Source organism: Patulibacter ginsengiterrae (assembly GCF_056269115.1).
Window position 1 is genome coordinate 41,588 of record NZ_JBWDOG010000014.1, and the last position, 20,863, is coordinate 62,450.

At 72.5% G+C, this 20,863-nt stretch carries 20 protein-coding genes; all 20 read right to left on the reverse strand.

Annotation, left to right across the window (positions count from 1 at the left end; translation table 11 throughout):
- Position 1 precedes the first annotated feature (1 nt).
- On the reverse strand, positions 2 to 2,377 hold the full coding sequence (locus ACVUH9_RS16830; RefSeq protein ID WP_475758953.1) for a tetratricopeptide repeat-containing glycosyltransferase family 2 protein: 2,376 nt from the start codon (positions 2,375 to 2,377) through the stop codon (positions 2 to 4).
- A 156-nt stretch (positions 2,378 to 2,533) separates the two neighbouring features.
- Complete coding sequence (locus ACVUH9_RS16835) at positions 2,534 to 3,337, reverse strand: flagellin N-terminal helical domain-containing protein (RefSeq protein ID WP_475758955.1); 804 nt, start codon at positions 3,335 to 3,337, stop codon at positions 2,534 to 2,536.
- A gap of 204 nt (positions 3,338 to 3,541) precedes the next feature.
- Complete coding sequence (locus ACVUH9_RS16840; protein WP_475758957.1) at positions 3,542 to 4,345, reverse strand: flagellin N-terminal helical domain-containing protein; 804 nt, start codon at positions 4,343 to 4,345, stop codon at positions 3,542 to 3,544.
- 193 nt (positions 4,346 to 4,538) lie between these two features.
- A complete protein-coding gene (locus tag ACVUH9_RS16845) occupies positions 4,539 to 5,345 on the reverse strand; it encodes a flagellin N-terminal helical domain-containing protein (RefSeq protein ID WP_475758959.1) in 807 nt (268 codons plus the stop codon).
- Between the two features lie 216 nt (positions 5,346 to 5,561).
- Positions 5,562 to 5,984, reverse strand: a complete 423-nt coding sequence (locus tag ACVUH9_RS16850) for a hypothetical protein (protein WP_475758961.1) — start codon at positions 5,982 to 5,984, stop codon at positions 5,562 to 5,564.
- Complete coding sequence (locus ACVUH9_RS16855; protein WP_475758962.1) at positions 5,981 to 7,444, reverse strand: hypothetical protein; 1,464 nt, start codon at positions 7,442 to 7,444, stop codon at positions 5,981 to 5,983. Before ACVUH9_RS16855 ends, ACVUH9_RS16850 begins: the two co-directional genes overlap by 4 nt.
- On the reverse strand, positions 7,441 to 9,546 hold the full coding sequence (gene flhA, locus ACVUH9_RS16860) for a flagellar biosynthesis protein FlhA (RefSeq protein WP_475758964.1): 2,106 nt from the start codon (positions 9,544 to 9,546) through the stop codon (positions 7,441 to 7,443). Before flhA ends, ACVUH9_RS16855 begins: the two co-directional genes overlap by 4 nt.
- Positions 9,543 to 10,616 carry a flagellar biosynthesis protein FlhB gene (gene flhB / locus ACVUH9_RS16865; protein WP_475758966.1) on the reverse strand — a complete coding sequence of 358 codons (1,074 nt, stop codon included), beginning with the start codon at positions 10,614 to 10,616 and terminating at the stop codon, positions 9,543 to 9,545. The genes flhA and flhB overlap by 4 nt, the downstream gene beginning before the upstream one ends.
- On the reverse strand, positions 10,616 to 11,404 hold the full coding sequence (locus ACVUH9_RS16870) for a flagellar biosynthetic protein FliR (protein WP_475758968.1): 789 nt from the start codon (positions 11,402 to 11,404) through the stop codon (positions 10,616 to 10,618). Before ACVUH9_RS16870 ends, flhB begins: the two co-directional genes overlap by 1 nt.
- Positions 11,405 to 11,408: 4 nt before the next feature.
- On the reverse strand, positions 11,409 to 11,684 hold the full coding sequence (fliQ, locus tag ACVUH9_RS16875) for a flagellar biosynthesis protein FliQ (protein ID WP_475758970.1): 276 nt from the start codon (positions 11,682 to 11,684) through the stop codon (positions 11,409 to 11,411).
- Between the two features lie 19 nt (positions 11,685 to 11,703).
- Positions 11,704 to 12,339, reverse strand: a complete 636-nt coding sequence (fliP, locus tag ACVUH9_RS16880; protein WP_475758972.1) for a flagellar type III secretion system pore protein FliP — start codon at positions 12,337 to 12,339, stop codon at positions 11,704 to 11,706.
- The gene (locus ACVUH9_RS16885; protein WP_475758974.1) at positions 12,336 to 12,929 is read right to left on the reverse strand and encodes a FliO/MopB family protein; all 594 of its coding nucleotides are present in this window, start codon (positions 12,927 to 12,929) and stop codon (positions 12,336 to 12,338) included. The genes fliP and ACVUH9_RS16885 overlap by 4 nt, the downstream gene beginning before the upstream one ends.
- 277 nt (positions 12,930 to 13,206) lie before the next feature.
- Positions 13,207 to 13,713 carry a transposase gene (locus ACVUH9_RS16890; RefSeq protein WP_475758976.1) on the reverse strand — a complete coding sequence of 169 codons (507 nt, stop codon included), beginning with the start codon at positions 13,711 to 13,713 and terminating at the stop codon, positions 13,207 to 13,209.
- 7 nt (positions 13,714 to 13,720) lie between these two features.
- The gene (locus tag ACVUH9_RS16895) at positions 13,721 to 15,196 is read right to left on the reverse strand and encodes a methyl-accepting chemotaxis protein (protein ID WP_475758977.1); all 1,476 of its coding nucleotides are present in this window, start codon (positions 15,194 to 15,196) and stop codon (positions 13,721 to 13,723) included.
- 135 nt (positions 15,197 to 15,331) lie between these two features.
- Entirely contained in the window at positions 15,332 to 15,691 is a 360-nt protein-coding gene (locus ACVUH9_RS16900; RefSeq protein WP_475758979.1) for a response regulator, read from the reverse strand.
- A complete protein-coding gene (locus ACVUH9_RS16905) occupies positions 15,691 to 16,575 on the reverse strand; it encodes a FliM/FliN family flagellar motor switch protein (RefSeq protein WP_475758981.1) in 885 nt (294 codons plus the stop codon). The genes ACVUH9_RS16900 and ACVUH9_RS16905 overlap by 1 nt, the downstream gene beginning before the upstream one ends.
- Complete coding sequence (locus ACVUH9_RS16910; protein WP_475758983.1) at positions 16,572 to 17,537, reverse strand: flagellar motor switch protein FliM; 966 nt, start codon at positions 17,535 to 17,537, stop codon at positions 16,572 to 16,574. The genes ACVUH9_RS16905 and ACVUH9_RS16910 overlap by 4 nt, the downstream gene beginning before the upstream one ends.
- Complete coding sequence (locus ACVUH9_RS16915; RefSeq protein WP_475758985.1) at positions 17,534 to 18,007, reverse strand: chemotaxis protein CheD; 474 nt, start codon at positions 18,005 to 18,007, stop codon at positions 17,534 to 17,536. Before ACVUH9_RS16915 ends, ACVUH9_RS16910 begins: the two co-directional genes overlap by 4 nt.
- Before the next feature lie 20 nt (positions 18,008 to 18,027).
- Positions 18,028 to 18,627, reverse strand: a complete 600-nt coding sequence (locus ACVUH9_RS16920; protein ID WP_475758987.1) for a chemotaxis protein CheC — start codon at positions 18,625 to 18,627, stop codon at positions 18,028 to 18,030.
- Positions 18,624 to 20,849 (reverse strand): ATP-binding protein, encoded by a 2,226-nt coding sequence (locus tag ACVUH9_RS16925; RefSeq protein ID WP_475758989.1) that lies wholly within the window; start codon positions 20,847 to 20,849, stop codon positions 18,624 to 18,626. The genes ACVUH9_RS16920 and ACVUH9_RS16925 overlap by 4 nt, the downstream gene beginning before the upstream one ends.
- Between the last annotated feature and the right edge of the window lie 14 nt (positions 20,850 to 20,863).

A 20,863-nucleotide genomic window follows, 5' to 3' on the forward strand; every position in this document is an offset into this window, starting at 1 on the left:
CTCAGACCGTCAACCGCTCCGCCTCGGCGGCGAAGCCGACCGCGTCCTCCTCGTGACCGAGCTCCTTGGCGACCTCCGCCAGGCCGCGGAACGCGTCGGCGTCCGGCCCCTGCTCGCGGATCACCGTCATCCACTCCTCGGCAGCCGACTCCAGGAAGCCGCTGCGCAGGTACAGCCGCGCCATCCCCTCGCGCCGCTCGCGCCACGGAAGACCGAGTCGCTCGAAGACCGCCACCAGCCGCTCGAAGGCGTCGAACCGCTCCAACCGGGCGAGGGCGTTGAGCAACGTGGCCGTGTACGGCGCCGCCTCCGGCACCAGCGTGGCCTCACCTCCGGCCCAGGCGACCAGGACCTGGTGCTCGTGGTCGGGCAGCAGCGGGGCGGCCCGGTCGAGGATCGCCGTGGCGGGCGCGCCGAGGGCGATCGTGGCGAAGGCGGCGGTGCTGAGCACCGCCCGTTCGGTCGTCGCGCCGGGCCGGACCAGCAGCCCCTCGGAGGCCGCCTCCTCGAGCCGGTTCTGGAGCAGCAGCGACTCGACCAGGGCGAGCCGCGTCTGGTCGTGGGTCGACGCGGCCTCGAGCGCGAGCAGCTCGCGCAACTCGACCTCCGCCTCCACGATCGCGCCGCGCCCCAGCAGCACCTGGGCGACCTCGAGCCGGATCTTCGGCGAGGCGGTCGGAGCGAGCACCCCGATCCGGTCGAGCACCGCGGCAGCCGGCATCCCGCGCCGCAGCATCACCCGCGCGAGGTCGGCGACCGTCGCCGGCTGCCCCGGGTGCCGGGCGACCGCCTGCTCGAGCAGCTCCTGGGCCTCGTCCTGAGCCTCGCGATCGTCGTTCGCCATCAGGATCTCGGCCAGTGCGCGGGCCGCCTGGTAGCTGCCGGCGCCGACCGTCGGCGAGTAGTGGTTCGGGGCGTCGCCCATCTCGAGGCAGGTACGGAACCCCTGCTCGGCCGTGGCCAGATCGCCCCGATCGCGGGCGATGTAGGCCCGCTCGAGCACGATGTCGGTGAAGTCGGGATACAGCTGCAGGACCTCGACCGCGCACTCGTCGGCCCGCTCGGCGTCGCCCGCGAACCGGAGGCTGTTGACCAGCCGGGCGGCGAGCAGCGGCACGTAGCCGATCATGCCGTGGCCGTTGATCTCCCGGAGGTCCGCCCACGACCGCTCGAAGTGCTCCGCCGCGGCCGCGGGGTTGCCCATCGCCACCTGCTCCGACCCGAGGTTGAAGTAGTGGAAGGGGCTGTCCTCGCCCTCCTCGCTCTGCCGCGCCAGCAGGTCGAGGTTGCGGTGCTGCTTGTCCTTCGCGATCCGGACGGCGTCGAGGTATCCGTAGTGATCGATGCCGACGGTCGAGACCTCGAGCCGCTCGGGCTGGTTCACGGGGAGTCCGCCCATCTGCTCGTGCAGACGGCCGGAGTAGCGGTACTCGGGGCGGTTGCGGTACAGCCGCAGCGCGTCGTGGACGACCGCGGTCTCGTCGTCGAGCGCCCCGGTGTGGTTGGTCTCGACGAGGAAGATCGCCTCCCGCCAGACGTGGCTCAGCAGCTCCCGCAGCTTCGGCGCGTCGCCCTCCGCCAGGACCTCGTCGGCGTCGAGCACGACGAACCAGTCGCAGGTCGAGGCCGCGAAGCCGACGTTGCGGGGGGCGGCGAAGTCGCCGTCCCACTCGCGGTGGAGGACGCGGGCCCCGAACGACTCGGCGATCTCGACCGTGCGGTCGGTCGACCCGGTGTCGACGATCACCATCTCGTCGACCGCGTCGGCGACGGCGGCGAGGCAGCGCTCGAGGATCGCCTCCTCGTTCTTGACGATCATGCAGAGCGAGAGGGTCATCCCCTCCGCCGGCTGGGCGTCCGCGGCGATCCGGGCGACGCGCGGGGCGAGGGCCCGGAGCACCTCGACCACGGGCAGCGGCAGCCCGGGCAGCTCGGTGACGCCCTGCGCGCGGCGGCGGCGGATCTCGGCCAGGTTGCCCGCGACGTGCCGCAGACCGGGATCGAGCCGGCGCGCGGCCTCGAACAGGGCCTCGGCCGGGTCCAGAGCACCGAGCTCGTAGAAGGCGACGCCGGCGTGGTTGAGCAGGACCGGCTCGCGCGGCTCCTCCTCCAGCAGCACGACCAGCACGGCCGCCAGCTGGCCCAGCCGTTCGGCGAGCTGGAAGTCGGTCCCCGACGGGCAGGCGACCGCGGACTCGACCAGCGTTCGTCGTGCCTCGTAGCGGAGGTGCCGGTCGGGCTCGGCCGCCGCCTCAGCGAACAGGTCGCTCCAGCCGGCCAGGTCGTGGGCCTCCAGCAGGGCATCGGCGCGGCGGCCGAGCTGCTCGGGGAGTCGCGGCGAGTCCTGGTCCGCAGGGGCGGTCGGTCGAGACACCATGGGCCGGTGATCGGCGCCGGGTCGGGCGACTTGAGGGCACGGTCGGCCGGCCGGGCAGAACGAAGAACGCCCCCGGAGCGGCAGCTCCGAGGGCGTCGGTTCTTCCCCAAGGACCGGACACGCCCCCAGCGCGCCCGGACCAGTTGTCGTCCTGCGTTACCGCAGCAGCGACAGGACGCTCTGCGAGGCCTGGTTGGCCTGCGCCAGGATCGCCGTGCCGGCCTGCGACAGGATCTGGTTCTTCGTGAGGTTGACCATCTCGCTGGCCATGTCCACGTCGCGGATCCGGCTCTCCGAGGCCGTGAGGTTCTCCTGGTACACCGAGAGGTGGTTCAGGGTGTGCTCCAGGCGGTTCTGCACCGAACCGAACGCGGCACGCGTCGACGAGACGTTGCCGATCGCGGTGTCGATCGCGGCCATCGTGACGCCCGAGAGCGTCGTCGCCGTCGCCAGGGCGCCGAGCTTGGCACCGAGGCTGATCAGCGAGACGACCGTCGTCTCGCTGTCGTTCGCGCCGACCTGGAACGTGACCGTGCTGGCCGTGCTCAGCAGCTTGGTGCCGTTGAACTCGGCGCGGGTGCCGATCGCCGTCAGCTCGGTCGAGAGCTGCGAGACCTCGGCGTCGATGGCGCCCTTGGCGTCGCTGTTCAGCGTGCCGTTCTGGTATTGCACCGCCAGCGTACGAATGCGCTGGAGGATCGAGTGAACCTCCGTCAGCTGACCTTCCGCCGTCTGGACGAGCGAGATGCCGTCCTGGGCGTTACGGCGAGCCTGCTCGAGGCCACCGATCTGACCGCGCATCTTCTCGGAGATCGACAGACCCGCAGCATCGTCCGACGCGCGGTTGATCCGCAGGCCGGAGGAGAGACGCTCCATCGACTTCGCGATCTTGTCGCTCGTGTTGGAGAGGTTCCGGTGGGCGTTGAACGCCTCGACGTTGGTGTTAATGCGAAGGGACATGCGCTGATCTCCTTGATCGGCTGTGGTTGATGCTCCCCGGGTGACGTCCGTGTCACCCGTTGCGCACTCTTCATCGGCCGGTTCGATCAGGACTTGAGCGCCAGAATGAAGAACGCCCCCGGAGCGGCAGCTCCGAGGGCGTCGGTTCTTCCCCCAAGGCCCAGACGCACCCCCAGCGCGCCCGGACCAGTTTGTCGTCCTGCGTTACCGCAGCAGCGACAGGACGCTCTGCGAGGCCTGGTTGGCCTGCGCCAGGATCGCCGTGCCGGCCTGCGACAGGATCTGGTTCTTCGTGAGGTTGACCATCTCGCTGGCCATGTCCACGTCGCGGATCCGGCTCTCGGAAGCCGTGAGGTTCTCCTGGTACACCGAGAGGTGGTTCAGGGTGTGCTCCAGGCGGTTCTGCACCGAACCGAACGCGGCACGCGTCGACGAGACGTTGCCGATCGCGGCATCGATCGACGCCAGCGCCACGCCCGAGAGCGTCGTGATGCCGTTGACGCCGCTGAGCTGAACGCCCAGGCTGATCAGCGAGACGACCGTCGTCTCGCTGTCGTTCGCGCCGACCTGGAACGTGACCGTGCCCGCCGCGTTCAGCAGCTTGGTGCCGTTGAACTCGGCGCGGGTGCCGACCGCGGTCAGCTCCGTCGTCAGCTGCGTGACCTCGGCGTCGATGGCGCCCTTGGCGTCGCTGTTCAGCGTGCCGTTCTGGTACTGCACCGCCAGCGTACGAATGCGCTGGAGGATCGAGTGCACCTCCGTCAGCTGACCTTCCGCGGTCTGCACGAGCGAGATGCCGTCCTGCGCGTTGCGGCGAGCCTGCTCGAGGCCACCGATCTGACCGCGCATCTTCTCGGAGATCGACAGACCCGCGGCGTCATCGGAGGCGCGGTTGATCCGCAGGCCCGACGAGAGACGCTCCATCGACTTCGCGATCTTGTCGCTCGTGTTGGACAGGTTCCGGTGGGCGTTGAACGCCTCGACGTTGGTGTTAATGCGAAGGGACATGCGCTGATCTCCTTGACCGGCTGGGTTTGATGATCCCCGGGTGACATCCGTGTCATCCGTTGCGCTCCGTTGATCGGCCGCCCCGCCACGGACTTGAGCGGAAACGACGACACCCCCGGAGCGGCTGCTCCGGGGGTGTCGGGGACCTGCGGGTCAGGGCGCTCGTGCGCCCGGACCAGATGCTGCTGCGGCTCTAGCGCAGCAGCGAGAGGACGCTCTGCGAGGCCTGGTTGGCCTGCGCCAGGATCGCCGTGCCGGCCTGCGACAGGATCTGGTTCTTCGTGAGGTTGACCATCTCGCTGGCCATGTCCACGTCGCGGATCCGGCTCTCCGACGCGGTCAGGTTCTCCTGGTACACCGAGAGGTGGTTCAGGGTGTGCTCCAGGCGGTTCTGCACCGAACCGAACGCGGCACGCGTCGTCGAGACGTTGCCGATCGCGGCATCGATGTCCGACAGCAGGATGCCGGCCAGCGAGGTGATGCCGTCAACCGCGCCGAGCTCGGTGGCGAGGTCCATCAGCGAGACGGTGGTCGTCTCGCTGTCGTTCGCGCCGACCTGGAACGAGACCGTGGCGACGGTGCCGTCGAGCAGCTTCGTGCCGTTGAACTCCGCACGATCGCCGATCGCGGTCAGCTCGGTGGTGAGCTGCGTGACCTCGGCGTCGATCGCGCCCTTGGCGTCGGCGTTGAGGGTGCCGTTCTGGTACTGGACGGCGAGCGTCCGGACGCGCTGGAGGATCGAGTGAACCTCCGTCAGCTGACCTTCCGCCGTCTGGACGAGCGAGACGCCGTCCTGGGCGTTACGGCGAGCCTGCTCGAGGCCACCGATCTGACCGCGCATCTTCTCGGAGATCGACAGACCCGCAGCGTCATCGGACGCGCGGTTGATGCGCAAGCCCGAGGACAGGCGCTCCATCGACTTCGCGATCTTGTCGCTCGTGTTGGAGAGGTTTCGGTGGGCGTTGAACGCCTCGACGTTGGTGTTGATGCGAAGGGACATGCGCTGATCTCCTTGACCGGCTGGGGTTGATGCTCCCCGGGCGACATCCTTGTCACCCGTTGCCCCCGGTTGATCGGCCGTTCACCAGCGGACTTGAACCCCGTGCCCTGCCTCGCGCCAGGACCCCCCGAACGGGTGGCGACCGGCCCGCTGCGGCCGGCCGGGCGGCCCCGGGCCCCGATCGCGTCCGGGCACCGGGCCGCCGTCCGGCGCCGCTCAGGGGTTGAGCAGCGCCTGGGCCTCGGTGGCCTCCTCGGCCTTGGCGGCCTCTGCCTCGGCCTCGGCCTCGGCGGCCTCGCGGGCGGCCCGGTGGGCGCTGACCTCGGCCTGCACCAGCGCCCGGCCGACCTGGACCGCAGCGGCCCAGACGACCATCCAGGCGACGATCCCGCCGATCAGCGCGCGCCAGAGCACGTCGAAGGTCTCCGCGCCGGCCCCGGCCGAGGCCAACGCGACCAGCACGAAACCGATCAGCCCGCCCCAGGCCTTCGCCGTCTCCACGTGCCGGGCGATCCGCGGGTGTTGGGCGACCGAGACCCGCCGGTTGGCGGCCCCCAGCGGGTTCCGTCGGCCCCCGCGCCGCGGCGTCCGCGACCGCACGGCCGGCTGGACCCGGGTCGGCTGCTCGCGGCTGCTCACGGCTGCACCATCCGCGCGAGGCGAGCGGGATCGGCGATCGCGATCCCGTCACCGGAGGTCAGGTAGGAGATCGGCAGCTGTCGTTCGATCGCGACCCCGACGGTCGCCCCCGGTCGTTCGCTGCGGTCGCGGTGGGTCATCACGATCGCGACCGCGCCGAGCCCGGCCAGGCCGCTGACCGCGGCCGAGCTCTCGGCCCCGCTGTCGGTCGCCCGCAGCGCGAGGTGGACCTCGTCGACGCCGGCCGTCCGCAGGACCGCCGCCAGCGCTCGCGCGCCCTCGCCGTCGGTCGGGTCGACCGCCGGAGCGTCGATCAGGCAGATCTCGGCCTTGTTCGCCCGTGCCGCGGCGGCGATCGCGCCCCCGCTGCGGGTCCCCAGGACCTCGGCCTCGGAGCCGACCAGCGCGGCGGAGAGCGCCGCGCCGCCGTCGGCGGCGTCCAGTGCGACCGCCAGCGTGCGCCGACCGGTCGCCGCGTAGGCGACGGCCAGCGCGGCGATCGCGGTCGTCCGTCCGACCCCGGGGGCGCCGACGATCGCGATCGTCCGGACCGCCGTCCGCTCCCCCATCCGCGGCAACCGCCGGGCGAGGACCGCGCGGGTCGTGCGGTCGAGCCGGTGGCCGGCGTCGAGCGGCAGGCCATGGGCGGCCGCCTCGGCGACGACCGAGCGCGCGAGCGCCGGCGGCAGGCCGCGGGCGACCAGGCCGTACTCGGCGACGTCGACGTCGACGCTGACCCGGGCGCTCGGCCCGGTGGCCAGCGCGGCGAGCTCGTCGGCCGGGGCCGTGCGCTCACGGATCCGCTCGCGAGCGGCGTCGAGGTGCTGGAGGAAGGCGGGCCCACCGAACGGCGCCGTCTCGGCCGGAGGCGCGGGACGGCGGTCGTCGGGATCCTGGACCGCGGCGTCGAACGCGGGCAGGTCCGCGTAGCCGCGCCGGCCGGGCGGTGCCGCGCTCGCGGCCGGGGCCTCGGGCGTGGCGGGCTCGTCGTCGAAGCCGTCGAAGCCGAAGGCGTCGCCGGCGACGGCCTCGACCTCGACGAAGCGCTGCTGGAAGAAGCCGCCGACGCCGCCGGTCAGCCCCTCGCGGCGGCGCAGGATCACGGCGTCCTCGCCGAGCTCCTCGCGGATCGGGTCCAGCAGCTCCTCGAGGGTCCGGCCACGGTAGGTCCGCACGCCACGCGCCGGGGCCTTGGCCGCGGCCGCCGGCGGGTCCGACGGGGCCGGGGTCGCGGCCGGAGCGGCTGCGGTCGGCGTCGGAGCGGCGCCACGGGCCGCAACCGGTGCCGCCGTGGCGCCGGTCGTCGCCGGGTCCGCGACCGTCGCGGTGGTGGCCTCCGCGGCAGCCGGGGCCGGCGCGACGGTGTCCGCCACGAGAGCCGGCGCCGTCGCGACGGCGCCCTCCGCGGTCGGGTCCACCGGCGGGGTCGCGGGTTCGTGGGGGGTGTGCGTCTGGCTCACGGGTTGATCACTCCGACGGTTTCGACGTTGATGCCCGGCCCGATCTCGTTGTACGAGCAGACGGGGAGCTGCGGCAGCGATTGCTCCACGAGTCGCCGCAGGTGGCGGCGGACGCGCGAGGAGCAGAGCAGGACCGGATGGATGCCACGACGGGCGGCGCTCTCGCTCTGGGTCCGGAGCGCACCGACCAGGACCTGTGCCCGCCCGGGATCGAGCGCGAGGACCTCGCCCTCGGGGGTCTGGACGAGCGCGCCCGCGACCTCCTGCTCGAGGTCGGGGTCGAGAGCCAACGCCCGCAGGCAGTGGTCCTCGTCGACGTGCGGTGCGGTGATCTGGCGGGCCACGGCCTGGCGGGCGTGCTCCGCCAGCAGGTCCGGGTCGCGGGTCAGCCGCGCCCGGTCGCCGACCGCCTCCAGGATCGTCCCGAGATCGCGGATCGAGACGCCCTCGACCAGCAGCCGCTGGAGCACCCGCTGGAGCTCGCCGAGCGTGATCGCCTCGCCGATGACCTCCTCGACGGCGGCCGCGTTGGTGACCTTCAGCGCCTCGGTCAGGTCGCGGACGCCCTGGCGGGTCAGCAGCTCGCCGGCGTGGGTCCGGATCTGCTCGGTCAGGTGGGTGACGATCACCGACTCGCCGTCGACGACGGTGTAGCCGAGCGCCTCGGCCTCGGCCCGCCCGTCGTCGGCGATCCAGACCGCGGGCAGGCCGAAGGCCGGCTCGGTCGTCGGAACGCCCGCGATCTGACCGACCGCGTCGCCCGGGTCCATCGCCAGGTGGTGGCCGACCAGCAGCTTGCCGCGGGCGACCTCGCCCCCGCGCACCCGGACCACGTAGCCGTAGGCGTCGAGCCCCGGCTCGTCGTGGACCCGGACCGGCGGCACGATCATCCCCAGCTCGGTCGCCAGCTGGCGACGGACGTGCGAGATCCGGCGCAGCAGCGAGCCGCTGGAGCGCTCGTCGACCATCTGGATCAGGCCGTAGCCGATCGCCAGCTCGAGCGGATCCGGCGGCTGCGCGTCGGCGGTGAGGTCGCGGCCCATCTCGAGCTCGGGCCGCGAGGCCTGCTCCAGCGCCAGCGCCTCGGTCGCCTCGCCGCGCTCGCGGGTCCGCTTCTTCAGCGCCAGCCCGACCGCCAGCAGTCCGCCGCCGACCAGCAGGAACGGCAGCTTCGGGAGCCCCGGGACCAGCGAGAAGACGAGGATCAGGCCGCCGGCCACGATCGGGGCCTTCTCCTGGCCCAGGATCTGGCGGGCGATGTCGGAGCCGAGGTCGCCGTCGGACGCGGCGCGGGTGACGATGATGCCGGTCGCGATCGAGATCATCAGCGCCGGGATCTGCGCGGCGAGGCCGTCGCCGATCGTCAGCAGCGAGAACTTGTGGGCAGCGTCGCCGAACGTCATGCCCATCATCAGCATCCCGATCGCCAGCCCGCCGAGCAGGTTGATCAGGGTGATCAGGACCGCGGCGATCGCGTCGCCCTTGACGAACTTCGAGGCACCGTCCATCGCCCCGTAGAAGTCCGCCTCCTGCGAGATCGCGGCCCGCCGCTCGCGCGCCTGGTCCTCGGTGATCTGGCCGGAGTTGAGATCGGCGTCGATCGCCATCTGCTTGCCGGGCATCGCGTCGAGGGTGAAGCGCGCGGCGACCTCGGCCACGCGGCCGGCGCCGTTGGTGACGACCACGAACTGGATCACCACGAGGATCAGGAAGACGACCAGGCCGACGACCAGGTTGCCGCCGATCACGAACGAGCCGAAGGCGTGGACGACCTGTCCGGCGTCGCCGTCGGACAGGATCAGGCGGGTCACGGAGACGTTGATCGCCAGCCGGAAGATCGTCGCCAGCAGCAGCAGGCTCGGGAAGACCGCCAGATCGAGCGCGTGCTTCAGGTACAGCGTGGCGACGACGATCGCGATCGCGCCGGCGATGTTGATCGTGATCAACAGGTCCAGCAGCATCGGCGGCAGCGGGACGATCAGCATCGCCACCACGACCATGATCCCGACCGCGGCCAGCAGGTCGGTGTGGTGCATCACCCGCGCGAGCATGCCCGGACCGGGGCCGCCCTTCGCCTTCTGTGACGGCATCATCGTGCTCATGCGCCGACCGCCGCCTGGCGTCCGGCGAGCCGGAAGACGAACGCGAGGACCTCGGCGACCGCCTGGAACAGCTCCTCGGGGATCGGGTGGCCGACCTCGACCTGGCGGTGCAGCTGACGCGCGAGCGGCGGGTTCTCCACGATCTCGACGCCGTTCTCGCGACCGATGTCGCGGATCCGCAGGGCGACCAGGTCCTGGCCCTTGGCGACCACCGTCGGGGCGGCCTGGGCCGGGTCGTAGCGCAGCGCGACCGCGAAGTGGGTCGGGTTGACGATCACCACGTCCGCGGTCGGCACGTCGGCCATCATCCGCGCGCGAGCGTTCTCGCTCTGGCGGCGGCGGATCGCCCCGCGGACCTCCGGTGGGAGCTCCTGTTGGCGATGTTCCATCCGTACCTCCTGGGTACTCATACGAATCGACTTCGCGTGGCGGTGACGCTGCCAGCCGTAGTCGGCGGCACCGATCACCAGATAGACGAGGGCCGCTCGCTGGGCGATCGTCATGATCGTCGAGCCGAGCAGCGAGCCCAGCTCGGCGGGGCTGATTCCGGTCAGGGTCGCGACGTCCTTGACCAGCGGCATCACGGTGTAGAGGACGACCCCGGCGACGACGGCGATCTTCGCCATCGCCTTGACCGACTCGACCAGCGCGTTGGGGCCGAAGACGTTCTTCGCGCCCTGGAGCGGATCGAGCTTGCGGAAGTCCGGCTTCAGGGCCTTCGGCGTCAGTCGCCAGCGGACCTGGAGCAGGTTGACCACGACCGCCGCGATCGCGACGGTGGCGGCGAGCGGCGCCAGTACCCGGACCATCACCCAGGCGCTCTCGCGGGCGAGCCCGTTGAGGTCGGCGGCGTTGCTGACCATCCCCGGCCGTGCGGTCAGCATCAGCCCGTCGTGCATCGCCGCCTGCATCTCGCCGAACATCCGGGGCCCGACGGCCGAGAGCGCGAACAGCCCGGCGAGCAGCACGACCGCGCCGTTGAGGTCGATCGAACGGGCGACCTGCCCCTTCTCGCGGGTCTCGTCCTGGCGCTTCGGGGTCGCCTCCTCGGTCTTGTCCGAGGCCGTCATCAGCCCGCCACCCGCAACGTCCGGAGGGTCGTCCCGACCGTCGTCGCGACCCGGTCGCCGAACCAGCCCGCCGCGAACGGCAGAGTGACGATGATCATCAGCATCCCGACGATCACCTTGGCCGGGAAGCCAACCGCGAAGATGTTCATCTGGGGCACCACGCGGGAGACCAACCCGAACGCCGCGTCGGCCAGCAGCAGCGTCATCAGGACCGGAGCCCCGACCTCGAGCGCCGCGACCAGGATCCCGGAGAAGGCCGAGAAGACCCCGCTCGTCATCAGCGCGAAGTTCGGGAACTCGTCCAGCGGGACGGCGTCGTAGGTCCGCGCGAGGCCCTGGATGATCAGCTGGTCGCCGCCGATCGCGACCAGGATCGCGACCCCGACGAAGGCGTAGAGCTGCGCGAGGATCGCGCCCTGGGTCCCGGTCATCGGGTCCAGCAGCGCCCCGAAGGCGAAGCCGATCTGGATGTCGAGCAGGGTCCCGACCGCCTGGAAGCCGGCCAGCAACGCCGCCAGCGCGAACGCGAACGCGGTCCCGATCAGCAGCTCCTTGACCAGCAGCTCGACCATCGGCAGCGGGTCGGTCGGGATCGTGATCCCGTGGAGCGCGACCGGGGCCAGCCCGAGCGCGAGCGCGACGGCGATGATCCCCTTGACGCGCCGCGGGATGATCCCGGACGAGAACAGCGGCGCCAGCAGGAACAGCGGCGAGACCCGCGCGAGCACGAGCAGGAACCCCGCCGGCTGGAGGCCGGTGACCTGTTCGAGCATCTGCGCGGGCGTCATCGGATCAGCCCCGGCCGACGGTGGTCGGGATCGTGCCCCAGAGCTCGATCGTCCAGGTCACGACCTGCCCGAGCATCCAGGGACCGGCGATCAGCAGCACGACGCCGGCCACCACCAGCTTCGGGATGAACTGGAGGCTCTGCTCCTGGATCTGCGTGACCGCCTGGAAGATCGAGACGATCACGCCCACGAGCAGGCCGGCGATCAGCACCGGCGCGCCGATCTTGAACGCCAGCTGCATCGCCTCGGTGGTGATCGAGACCGCGGTGTCCTGATTCACGCGGAACCCCCTAGGACCGTCATCCGAATGATTGGACGAGCGATCGCGTGACCAGCGCCCACCCGTCGACGAGGACGAAGAGCAGGATCTTGAACGGCAACGAGATGAAGACCGGTGGCAGCATGATCATGCCGAGGCTCATCAACGTCGCCGAGACCACCAGGTCGATGATCAGGAACGGCAGGAAGATCAGGAACCCGATCTGGAACGCCGTCTTCAGCTCGCTGACGATGAAGGCCGGGATCAGGACCCGGGTCGGGACATCGGCCCGCGTCCGCGGCTGCTCGACCTTGCCGAGCTTGACGAACTGCTGGAGGTCGGAGCTGCGGACCTGCCGGAACATGAAGTCCCGCATCGGGACCTGGCCGCGCTCGATCGCCTCGGAGGTCGAGATCTTGCCGGCGATCGCCGGCGCGATCGCGACGTCGCGGACCTTGTCGAAGGTCGGTCCCATCACGAACAGCGTCAGGAACAGGGCGATCCCGACCAGGACCTGGTTCGGCGGGGTCGACTGGGTCCCGAGCCCGGCCCGGACGAAGCCGAGCACGATCAGGATCCGGGTGAAGCTGGTGACCGTGAACAGCAGCGCCGGAATCAGCGACAGCGAACCGACCAGCAGCAGCAGTTGGACCGCGTTGCCGCCGTCGACGTTCATCGCCGCACCGTCCAGTCACGGAGTCGCTCGAGCACGCGTTCGAGCACGCGGGCGAAGAGGGAAGGAGGAACGACCGGTCGGTCGGTCCCGTCGAGCGGCTCGGGATCGGGCCAGAGCTCGAGCGCGCGGGCCTCGTCCTCGTCGTAGCGGCGGAGCACGGTCGCGCCGTTGGCGCCCGAGCCGAGCAGCAGCAGCTCGTCGCCGACCCGCACCAGCTGGAGCGCGCCGCCGCCCCCGAGCGGCATCGTCGTCACCAGCTCCATGCCGACGCCGACCGCCTGCTGCTTCGAGCGGCGGGTCTGCTTGAGGATCCAGGTGACGCCATAGATGACGGCGATCACGATGAACAGCCCGCCGATCACGCGGGCGATCCCGCCGCCGCTGGAGCCGGTGTGGGCCGCGCCGGCCTCCCCCGCGTCGAACCCGAGCGGGGTGTCCTCGCCCTTCGCCGCGGCGGCTTCGGCCAGCGCGAGCGTCGGCAGCACCAGCAGCACGACGATCCAGGCGGCCAGCCCGGCGAGGGCGGCGCTCAGGGCACGAGCGGTGCGGGGTGGCAGGGCGGGTCGGGGAATCAGGACGGTCGAAGGCATGGGGAGGAAGCCCGGGTCACGTCGTCCCGGACAAGCGCAGTGATCGGCCTGCCGGGAGAGAACTTGAGCCGTTTCGCAACGGATGTGAAACGGGATGGGGAGACTCGGAAGCGGGCCGTGGAGACCGCTAGATGGGGGGTTCCACGGAGTCGTGGATGTGGGTGTCCTGAGGTCGCACGGTGCCGAGAGCCAGGCTGGGAGGCCTGACCGAGGTGCCGGGTGGCGTCAGGTGCCGTTCAGGACGTGCACCACGCCGCGAGGTCGCGGAAGCCAGCATCTAGATCAGGGAGGGGCCGGACCAGCCGCGACGGCGCCTGATCGCGGCGAACGTCGTGCCCGGGTCGGGGACCAGCGGGCGGCCGGCGGGGCGGGGCGCGGGCCGCTCGTGCCCGGCGTTCGCGCGGGCCCAGTCGACGATCGCCCCGTCGGGGTCGACGAGCGGCCGCAACCGCTGCTCGATCGTCGCCCAGACCCCCGCGTCTCCCCACTCGCGGAGCCGGCGCCAGCAGGTGACCCCGGCGCCGCAGCCCAGCTCCTGGGGCAGGTCGCGCCAGCTGATCCCGGTCGCCAGCACGTGCAGGATCCCCTCGAGCACCGCGCGGTCGTCACGACGGCGGCGTCCGGGCTGCTGACGCCGCCGCGGGACCTCCGGGATCAGCGGGGCGATCTCCGCCCACAGCTGCTCGTCGATCGGCACGGCCGGGCCGACCCGGACCGCCCGCAGGGTCCGCCCACGGGCGCGGATCGCCCGCGGCTGCTGCGCGTAGGGGGACGCGGTGCTCACCGTGGGGCTACCGCGCCTCGGCGAGGACGAAGCGGCCGACCAGCAACTCGAGCTGGTTGGCGGTCGCGGCCAGCTCCTGGGCCGACGCGGCGATCTGCTGCGTCGAGGCGCTGGTCTGCTCGGCGGACGCGGCGACCTGCTCGGCGGACGCGGACGACGCCTCGGCGACGGCCCCGATCTCGACGACCTGGTCACCGGCACGGGCGGACTCGACCGCGGTCTGCTGGGCCGACGCGGCGATCCCCTCGATCCCGGCGGTCATCTCCGCGACCGACTCGCCGATCCGCTCGAACGCGGCGCGGGCCTGGGCGACGGTCGCGACGCTCTCGCCGGTCCGCTCGGAGCCGGACTCGACGACCACGACCACGGCCTGGGTCTCGCTCTGGATCTGCGTCACCAGCGCGGCGATGTCGGCCGCCGCGGCCTGGCTGCCCTCGGCGAGCTTGCGGACCTCGTCGGCGACGACCGCGAAGCCGCGGCCCTGCTCGCCGGCGCGGGCCGCCTCGATCGCCGCGTTCAGGGCCAGCAGGTTGGTCTGGCCCGCGATCCCGGTGATCGTCGAGACGATGCTGCCGATCTCGTCGGACTTGCGGGCGAGGCTGGCGATCGCGTCGCTGATCTGGAGGCTCGACGAGGCGACCTCCTCGATCGCGGTCGTCGCGCGCTCGGCCGCCCCGATCCCCTCGTGGGCGACGGTCTGGGCGCGATCGGCGGCCTCGTGCGTCTCGCGGGCGCTGATCGCCATCTCGCCGGCGATCGTCGTCGCCTGCCCGACCGCGCCGCGGAAGCCCTCGACCATCTGCGACTGGCGCTCCGCCCCGCGGGCGACGTCGCCGACCGCACCGGCGATCTCGCCGACCGCGCGGCCGGCCTCGTCGGAGGTCGCCGCCATCTGCCGCGACGCGGACGAGACCGATCCGGCGCTGTCGGAGACGGCCCCGATCATCCGCGCCAGCTCGTCCCGCGCCGTCGCGTAGGCGGTGATGCTCTGCTGGACGGTCTCCAGCATCTGGTTGAAGGTCTCCGACGCGCGGCCGACCTCGTCACCGGAGTCGACCTCGATCGGCTCCGTGACCGTCACGGCCTCGTGCGTCAGCTCGCCCGCCGCCAGCCCGTCGAGCGCCCGCCGCAGATCGGTCATGCAGTACTCGGAGAGGCTGATCATCCGGTCGGTGAGCAGCCGCAGCGGGTGGATCAGGTGGGCGGCCAGCAGCCGCCCGGCGACCAGCGCGATCACCGCGACGACGACGAACAGCCCGATCACCAGCAGCGTCGAGATGTCGACGAGCTCGGTGGCGCCGTCGGCCAGACGCGACGCCTCGCCGGGATCCTTGGCCGCGATCGCGCCTGCTTGTTGCAGCCGGTCGTCGACCCGGTGCAGCGCGATCAGCGCGACCGCGGCGAGCGCCGCGACCACGAGCACGACGACTCCGAGGATGACGCCGAGCCTGACGGCGAACGGCTGGTTGCGGATATGTCTCATGGGATGCTCCGTCCGGGTACCGGACACGCGACCGACCGGTCACGCGGACGACCTGGTGGGTCGGTCACGTCCCTCCATCGGCCGGAGCCAACAGAAGTTGAGGACCAACTACCGGCGGTAGGACGTCCCGTGTTCCTAGGCCAGGGCCTTCTCGACGGCGGTCAGCACGCTGCCGGGCGAGAACGGCTTGACCACGAAGTCGCGGGCGCCGAGCTTGACCGACTCGAGGACACGCGACTCCTGGCCCAGCGCGGAGCACATGATCACGCGCGCCGCCGGGTCGATCTCGATGATCTCGCGGAGCGCCTCGAGCCCGTCCTTCTCGGGCATCGTGATGTCCATCGTGACCAGGTCCGGTCGCAGCTCCTGGTACTTGCGGACCGCGTCGGCGCCGTCCCCGGCCTCGCCGGTGATCTCGTGGCCGGCACCGACCAGCACGTCCCCCAGCATCTTGCGCATGAACGCGGCGTCATCGACGACGAGCACTCTGGCCATCAGGATCCCTCTCCTTGTGATTCTTCGCTGTTGATCCCGTTGACGGTCTCGATCCGGACCGCCCACTCGCTGCCGTCCACGACGACCAGCCGTCCGGTCCCGAACGGCAACCCGCCGACGTAGAGGTCGACGGGGTCCTCCGCCAGCCGGTCGAGGGCGACGACGCCCCCGGCCGGAGTCCCGACCAGCTGCCCGGCCGGCATTCGCGTACGCCCCAGCTCGACCCAGACGTCGACCTCGACGTCGACCATCGTCGCCGCGGTCAACATGACCGGCTCGTAGGTGGCGTCGCCGTTGCCGCTGCCCTGCAGCTCGGCCCCACGGTCGTCGAGCGCCCGGGCCATCCGGACGACGATCGCGTTGGGCACCAGCTGGACCAGCCGGCACGGCTCGCCGAGCACCGAGAAGGCGATCGTCGCGGCGTGCGGGGCCGGCTCGTAGAGCCCGTCCGCATCCCGCGGGACCGTCAGGTGCTTGGTGCGCGGCGGTGAGATCTCGACCTCGATCCCGAGCACGCCGCTGGTCGCAGCGGCCGCCGCAGCCATCATCTGGTTCATCGCCTCGCCGACGGCGGAGCGCTCCAGCTCGTCGAGCGGGCCGTCGACCTCGCCGGCGTCGGGGTCGGCCCCGGTCATCGCGCAGGCCAGCCGGCGGGCGCCGGTCGGCGTCATCACGAAGACGTTGCCGCCGGTGACGCCATCGACGTACTGCACGTCGGTGGCCACGGCGGGGAAGCTGACGCCCGCCAACGGATGGGTGTCGGGGTCGAGCACCCGGACGTCGCCGACGATCACGTCGTCAGGCGCGTAGGTGCGGAGGGCGACCGCGGCCGCCGCAGCGGTCGAGGCCCCCAACTCACGCAGGACGCGGGCGATCACGCTCACGGGTTCACCTCGGCGGGGCTGGTGATCTGGACGGCGCGGCGGGCCGCGAGCCGGCCCGGGTGGCCGCGGAAGACGACGGCCTCGTCGGCGCAGAGCACGACGCCCTGCTCGACCGATGCGTCGAGCCGCAGCACGTCACCGGGCCGCAGCGCACTGACATCGCCGAGCGAGAGGCGCACACGGGCGACCTCGGCACGGACGTCGACGGAGACGCCACGGACGGCCGCGTCGGCCTCACCACGGCTGTCCTCGTCCGGGAGCACGCCGTGGTGCTCGCCGCTGAAGCCGCCGACCGCGCCGGCCACCGCCACGTACGGGATCAACAGCACGATCGTGCTGCTGCGCCGGAGCATCCGGGCCTCGACGGTGACGGCCAGGGTCGGCTCGCTGACCGACGCCAGGTGCGACGTCTCAGCCGTCGAGTCGAGCCCGACCAGCTCCATCGGCACGCCGCAGAGCTCCTCCCAGACCGGGCTCAGCTGCGACACGAACAGCTCGAACAGCAGCCGCGAGAGCGCCCAGTCGATGTCGCCGAGCCGGCGGCCGGCCGCCGGCGGACGGTCGCCGCCGAGCAGCCGCTCGACCGCCGAGAGCACGAACGCCTGCTCGGCCGCGAGCAGCACCCGGCGCCCGCCGGTCAGCAGGGTCGCGCCGATCGCCTCGCGCGGGAGACCGCTGTGGGCGCTCGACCAACCGAGCTGGTCGATGTCGATGACCTCCAGCTCGAGCTGCGTCCGCAGCTCGGCGGAGAGCCGGGTCGTGGCGGAGCGGCAGAAGGCGTCGACCGCGCGGTGCGTGCGGCGCTCCTGGTCGCTGCTGAACTTGGTCGGGCGGGTGAAGTCGACCCGGCGCACGCGCCGCGCGCGGCGCCCGCCGTTGCTGTTGTCCGGCTCGTTCAGGGCGCCGGTCCGGGCCGCAGCCACCAGCGCCGTGATCGCTTCCTGCGTGAGGCTCTCGCTCATGCCGTTTCCGTTCCCGTCAGGCGACGCTCGACGCCGCCGACCTGCTTGACCCGCACGCACCCGTCGGCGTGCACGCGCAGCGTCCGCCCCTTCGAGCCACCGACGTCGTCGTCGACGACCGGGATCCCGGCCTTGTCGAGCGCCTGCCGGACGGCCGCGATGTTGCGGTCGCCGATCTCGACGGCGGGGCCGCCCTGACGGGGCGGGAACATCCGCGCCCCGCCGACGAGCACGGCCTCGAGCCGCGGCCGGTGGCCACCGTTCGCGGTCACCCGGCGCAGCAGCGCGGGCACCGCAGTGTCGGCGAACTTGCCGCCCGGATCCTCGCGACCGTCGGCGGCGGGCAGCACGACGTGCGCGAGCCCCGCGACCCGACGGACCCGGTCCAGCAGCGCCACGCCGACGCAGCTGCCAAGGCCGACAGTGCAGAGGACGCCGCCGTTGCCACGGACCGTCGCCAGCTCACCCATCCGGACCATCGTCTCGCCCACTACGTCCCCAGCCCGATCCGCTGGAGCAGCCGTTCGATGTCGGCGGTGCCCGCCAGCAGCACGAAGGCCAGCTCGCAACGCTCGCCGGCGACGTGCAGCTGCGAGTCGACGACGATCGCCGCGTCGTAGGCGACCGGGCTCGCGGCCAGCGCCGACGAGACCAGCGCGGCGCGCATGTCGGTCACGGTCACGGGCGGCTCGGGCTCGGCCTCGCCGCCGCCCAGCGCGACGACCGCGTTCAGGTAGGCGGTGCCGAGGATGTTGCCGATCTCGCTGACGGCGGACTTCGCCATCGCGTCGTCGGTCGGGTCGACCCCGAGCAGGGTGCAGAGGCTGACCACGTCGTCGGCCGAGAAGACCAGGAGGACGGCCGCGGCCAGGTCGCCACGGACCGGCAGCACGACCGCGGTCACGATCTCCTCGGCCGGGCCGAGCGCCTCGACGGCGTCGGCGAGGTCGAGCGCCCGCACCTGCGGCACCGACAGATCGACGCGACGACCGAGCATCTGGGCCAGAGCCGTGCTCGCCTGCCCGCAGCCGACGTTGGCCAGCTCGCCGAGCGCGTCCCGTTGGAGCTCGGTGTAGTTCGGAACGGTCATCGGATGCTCCCTGGGGCTGCGGCCAGCCGTGGATCGGCACGAACGGGATCGGGGACGAGCGCGTCGACGTCGACGATCAGCGCGATCTGGCCGTTGGCGAGGACGGCCCCGCCGGCGACGGGGGTGTCCTGAACCGCGCTCGCCGGCATCGGCCGGGTGACGAGCTCGCGCTGGCCGACCAGGTCGGTCACGCTCATCGCGATCACCCCGTCGCGGCCCCGCAGCAGCAGGGCGTACGGGGTCTCGGCGGCGTCGGCGGTCGCGAGCGTCTCGGGTCCGTCGAGCAGCGGCACCGAGCTCTCGGCCTGGAGCAGCACCGCGCTGCCGGCGACCGAGCGGACCGAGTCGTCGTCGAGCCGCACGATCCGCTCGACGCGGTCGAGCGGGACCGCGAACGGCTGCCCGGCGACGTCGACCAGCAGCGCCGACGTGATCGCGAGGGTCAGCGGCAGGCGCAGGCGGGTGGTGGTCCCCTGGCCGGGGACCGAGCTCATCGCGACGTCGCCGCCGAGCTCGCCGACGGCGGTCCGGACGGCGTCCATCCCGACGCCGCGCCCGGAGACGTCGCTGGTGGTGATCGCGGTCGAGAAGCCGGGCGCGAAGAGCAGCTCGACGGCACCGGCGGCGTCGAGCGACGCGGCCTGCTCCTCGTCGATCACGCCACGCTCGAGCGCCCGCTTGGCGACCGCGCGCGGGTCGATCCCGCGGCCGTCGTCGGCGACCTCGATCACGACCTGTCCCCCGGCCTGGCGGGCCGAGATCGTCACGATCCCGGTCTCCGACTTGCCGGCGGCGACGCGGGCGGCAGGATCCTCGAGGCCGTGGTCGAGCGCGTTGCGCACGAGGTGCACGAGCGGGTCGCCGAGCGCGTCGACGACGGTCCGGTCGAGCTCCGTCTCCTGGCCCTCGAGCCGCAGCTCGACGCGCTTGCCGAGCTGGCCCGCGAGGTCGCGAACCAGTCGCGGCAGCCGGACCAGGACCGCCTCGACCGGGACCATCCGGACCTGCATCACCATCTGCTGGAGCGCGTGCGACGAGCGCTGCATGTCCTGGAGGGCGGTCTGGAGCTCGAGGTGGTCGACGGTCTCGGCCAGCGCCTCGATCCGGGTCCGGTGCACGACCAGCTCGCCCATCCGGTGCATCAGCGCGTCGAGCCGGTCGGCGTCGACGCGGACGCTTGCGGCGCGGCGGGGATGGTCGGCCCCGGTCGCACGGCGCGGAGCACGCGCGGCGTCCGGGGTCGCACGGGCGGCGGTGGTTGCTGCCGGGGTGGCGCCGTTGCCGTTGCCGGTCACGGCGCCGTTGGCCGGGGAGGCCGCGGTCGCGGTGGCCCCGTTGGTGGCCCCACCGCTCGCCGCGGTGGGCGCCGTCGGCTCGTCGTCGGCGGCCACCGGCGTGTCGGCCGGCACCGCCTGCACGGCAGCCGTCGCGACGTCGCTGACCCGCAACACGGCCGCCTCGATCTCGGCCAGCTGGTCGGCCTCGGGGCCGGCGATCCAGACCCGGATCTCGCGCCCGCCGAAGTCGTCTACGGCATCGGCAGCCGGCGTCGAGCCGACGACCTCGCCGTGGCCCCCACAGGCGGCCAGGGCCATGTAGGCCCGGACGGCCGGCATCGAGACCGCGTCGTCGAGCCGGGCCAGCACGTACGTCAGTGGGCGACCGTCCGCGGCCGCGGCGACCGTCGCCGGGATCGCGGGGATCTGCGGAAGCTCCGGGGCCTCGTCGGCGGCGTCCTCGTCGGCGGCGTCGGTGGCCGCCTCGTCGCCGGCAGCGGCGTCGTCGGAGTCCTCGGGCGCGTCGTCGGTCGTCCCGTTCTCGGGCACCGCGGTCTCGTCGGCGGTCGCCGGGACCGGCTCGGCCGCCGGGGCACCGGCCTCGGACGCCCGCAACCGCTCGACCAGCGGGGCCGGATCCAGCCCCTCGTCGGCGCCGTCCTCGATCCGCCCGATCGCGGCGTCGATCTCGTCGAGCGCGGCAAGCAGGGTGTCGACCAGCGGACGCTCGGCGGTCGCGCCGCCACGCAGCGGCTCCAGCGCGTCCTCGATCGCGTGCGTGACCGCGGCGATCGCGGCGAAGCCCATCGCCGCGCTCATGCCCTTCATCGAATGGGCACCGCGAAAGATCGCCTCGAGGGTGCCGGCGTCGCCGTCACCCCGTTCGAGTTCGACGATCGCGACGTTCAGCTCCTGGAGGTGCTCGCGCGCCTCGGCCAGGAACATCGGAAGGTAATCGG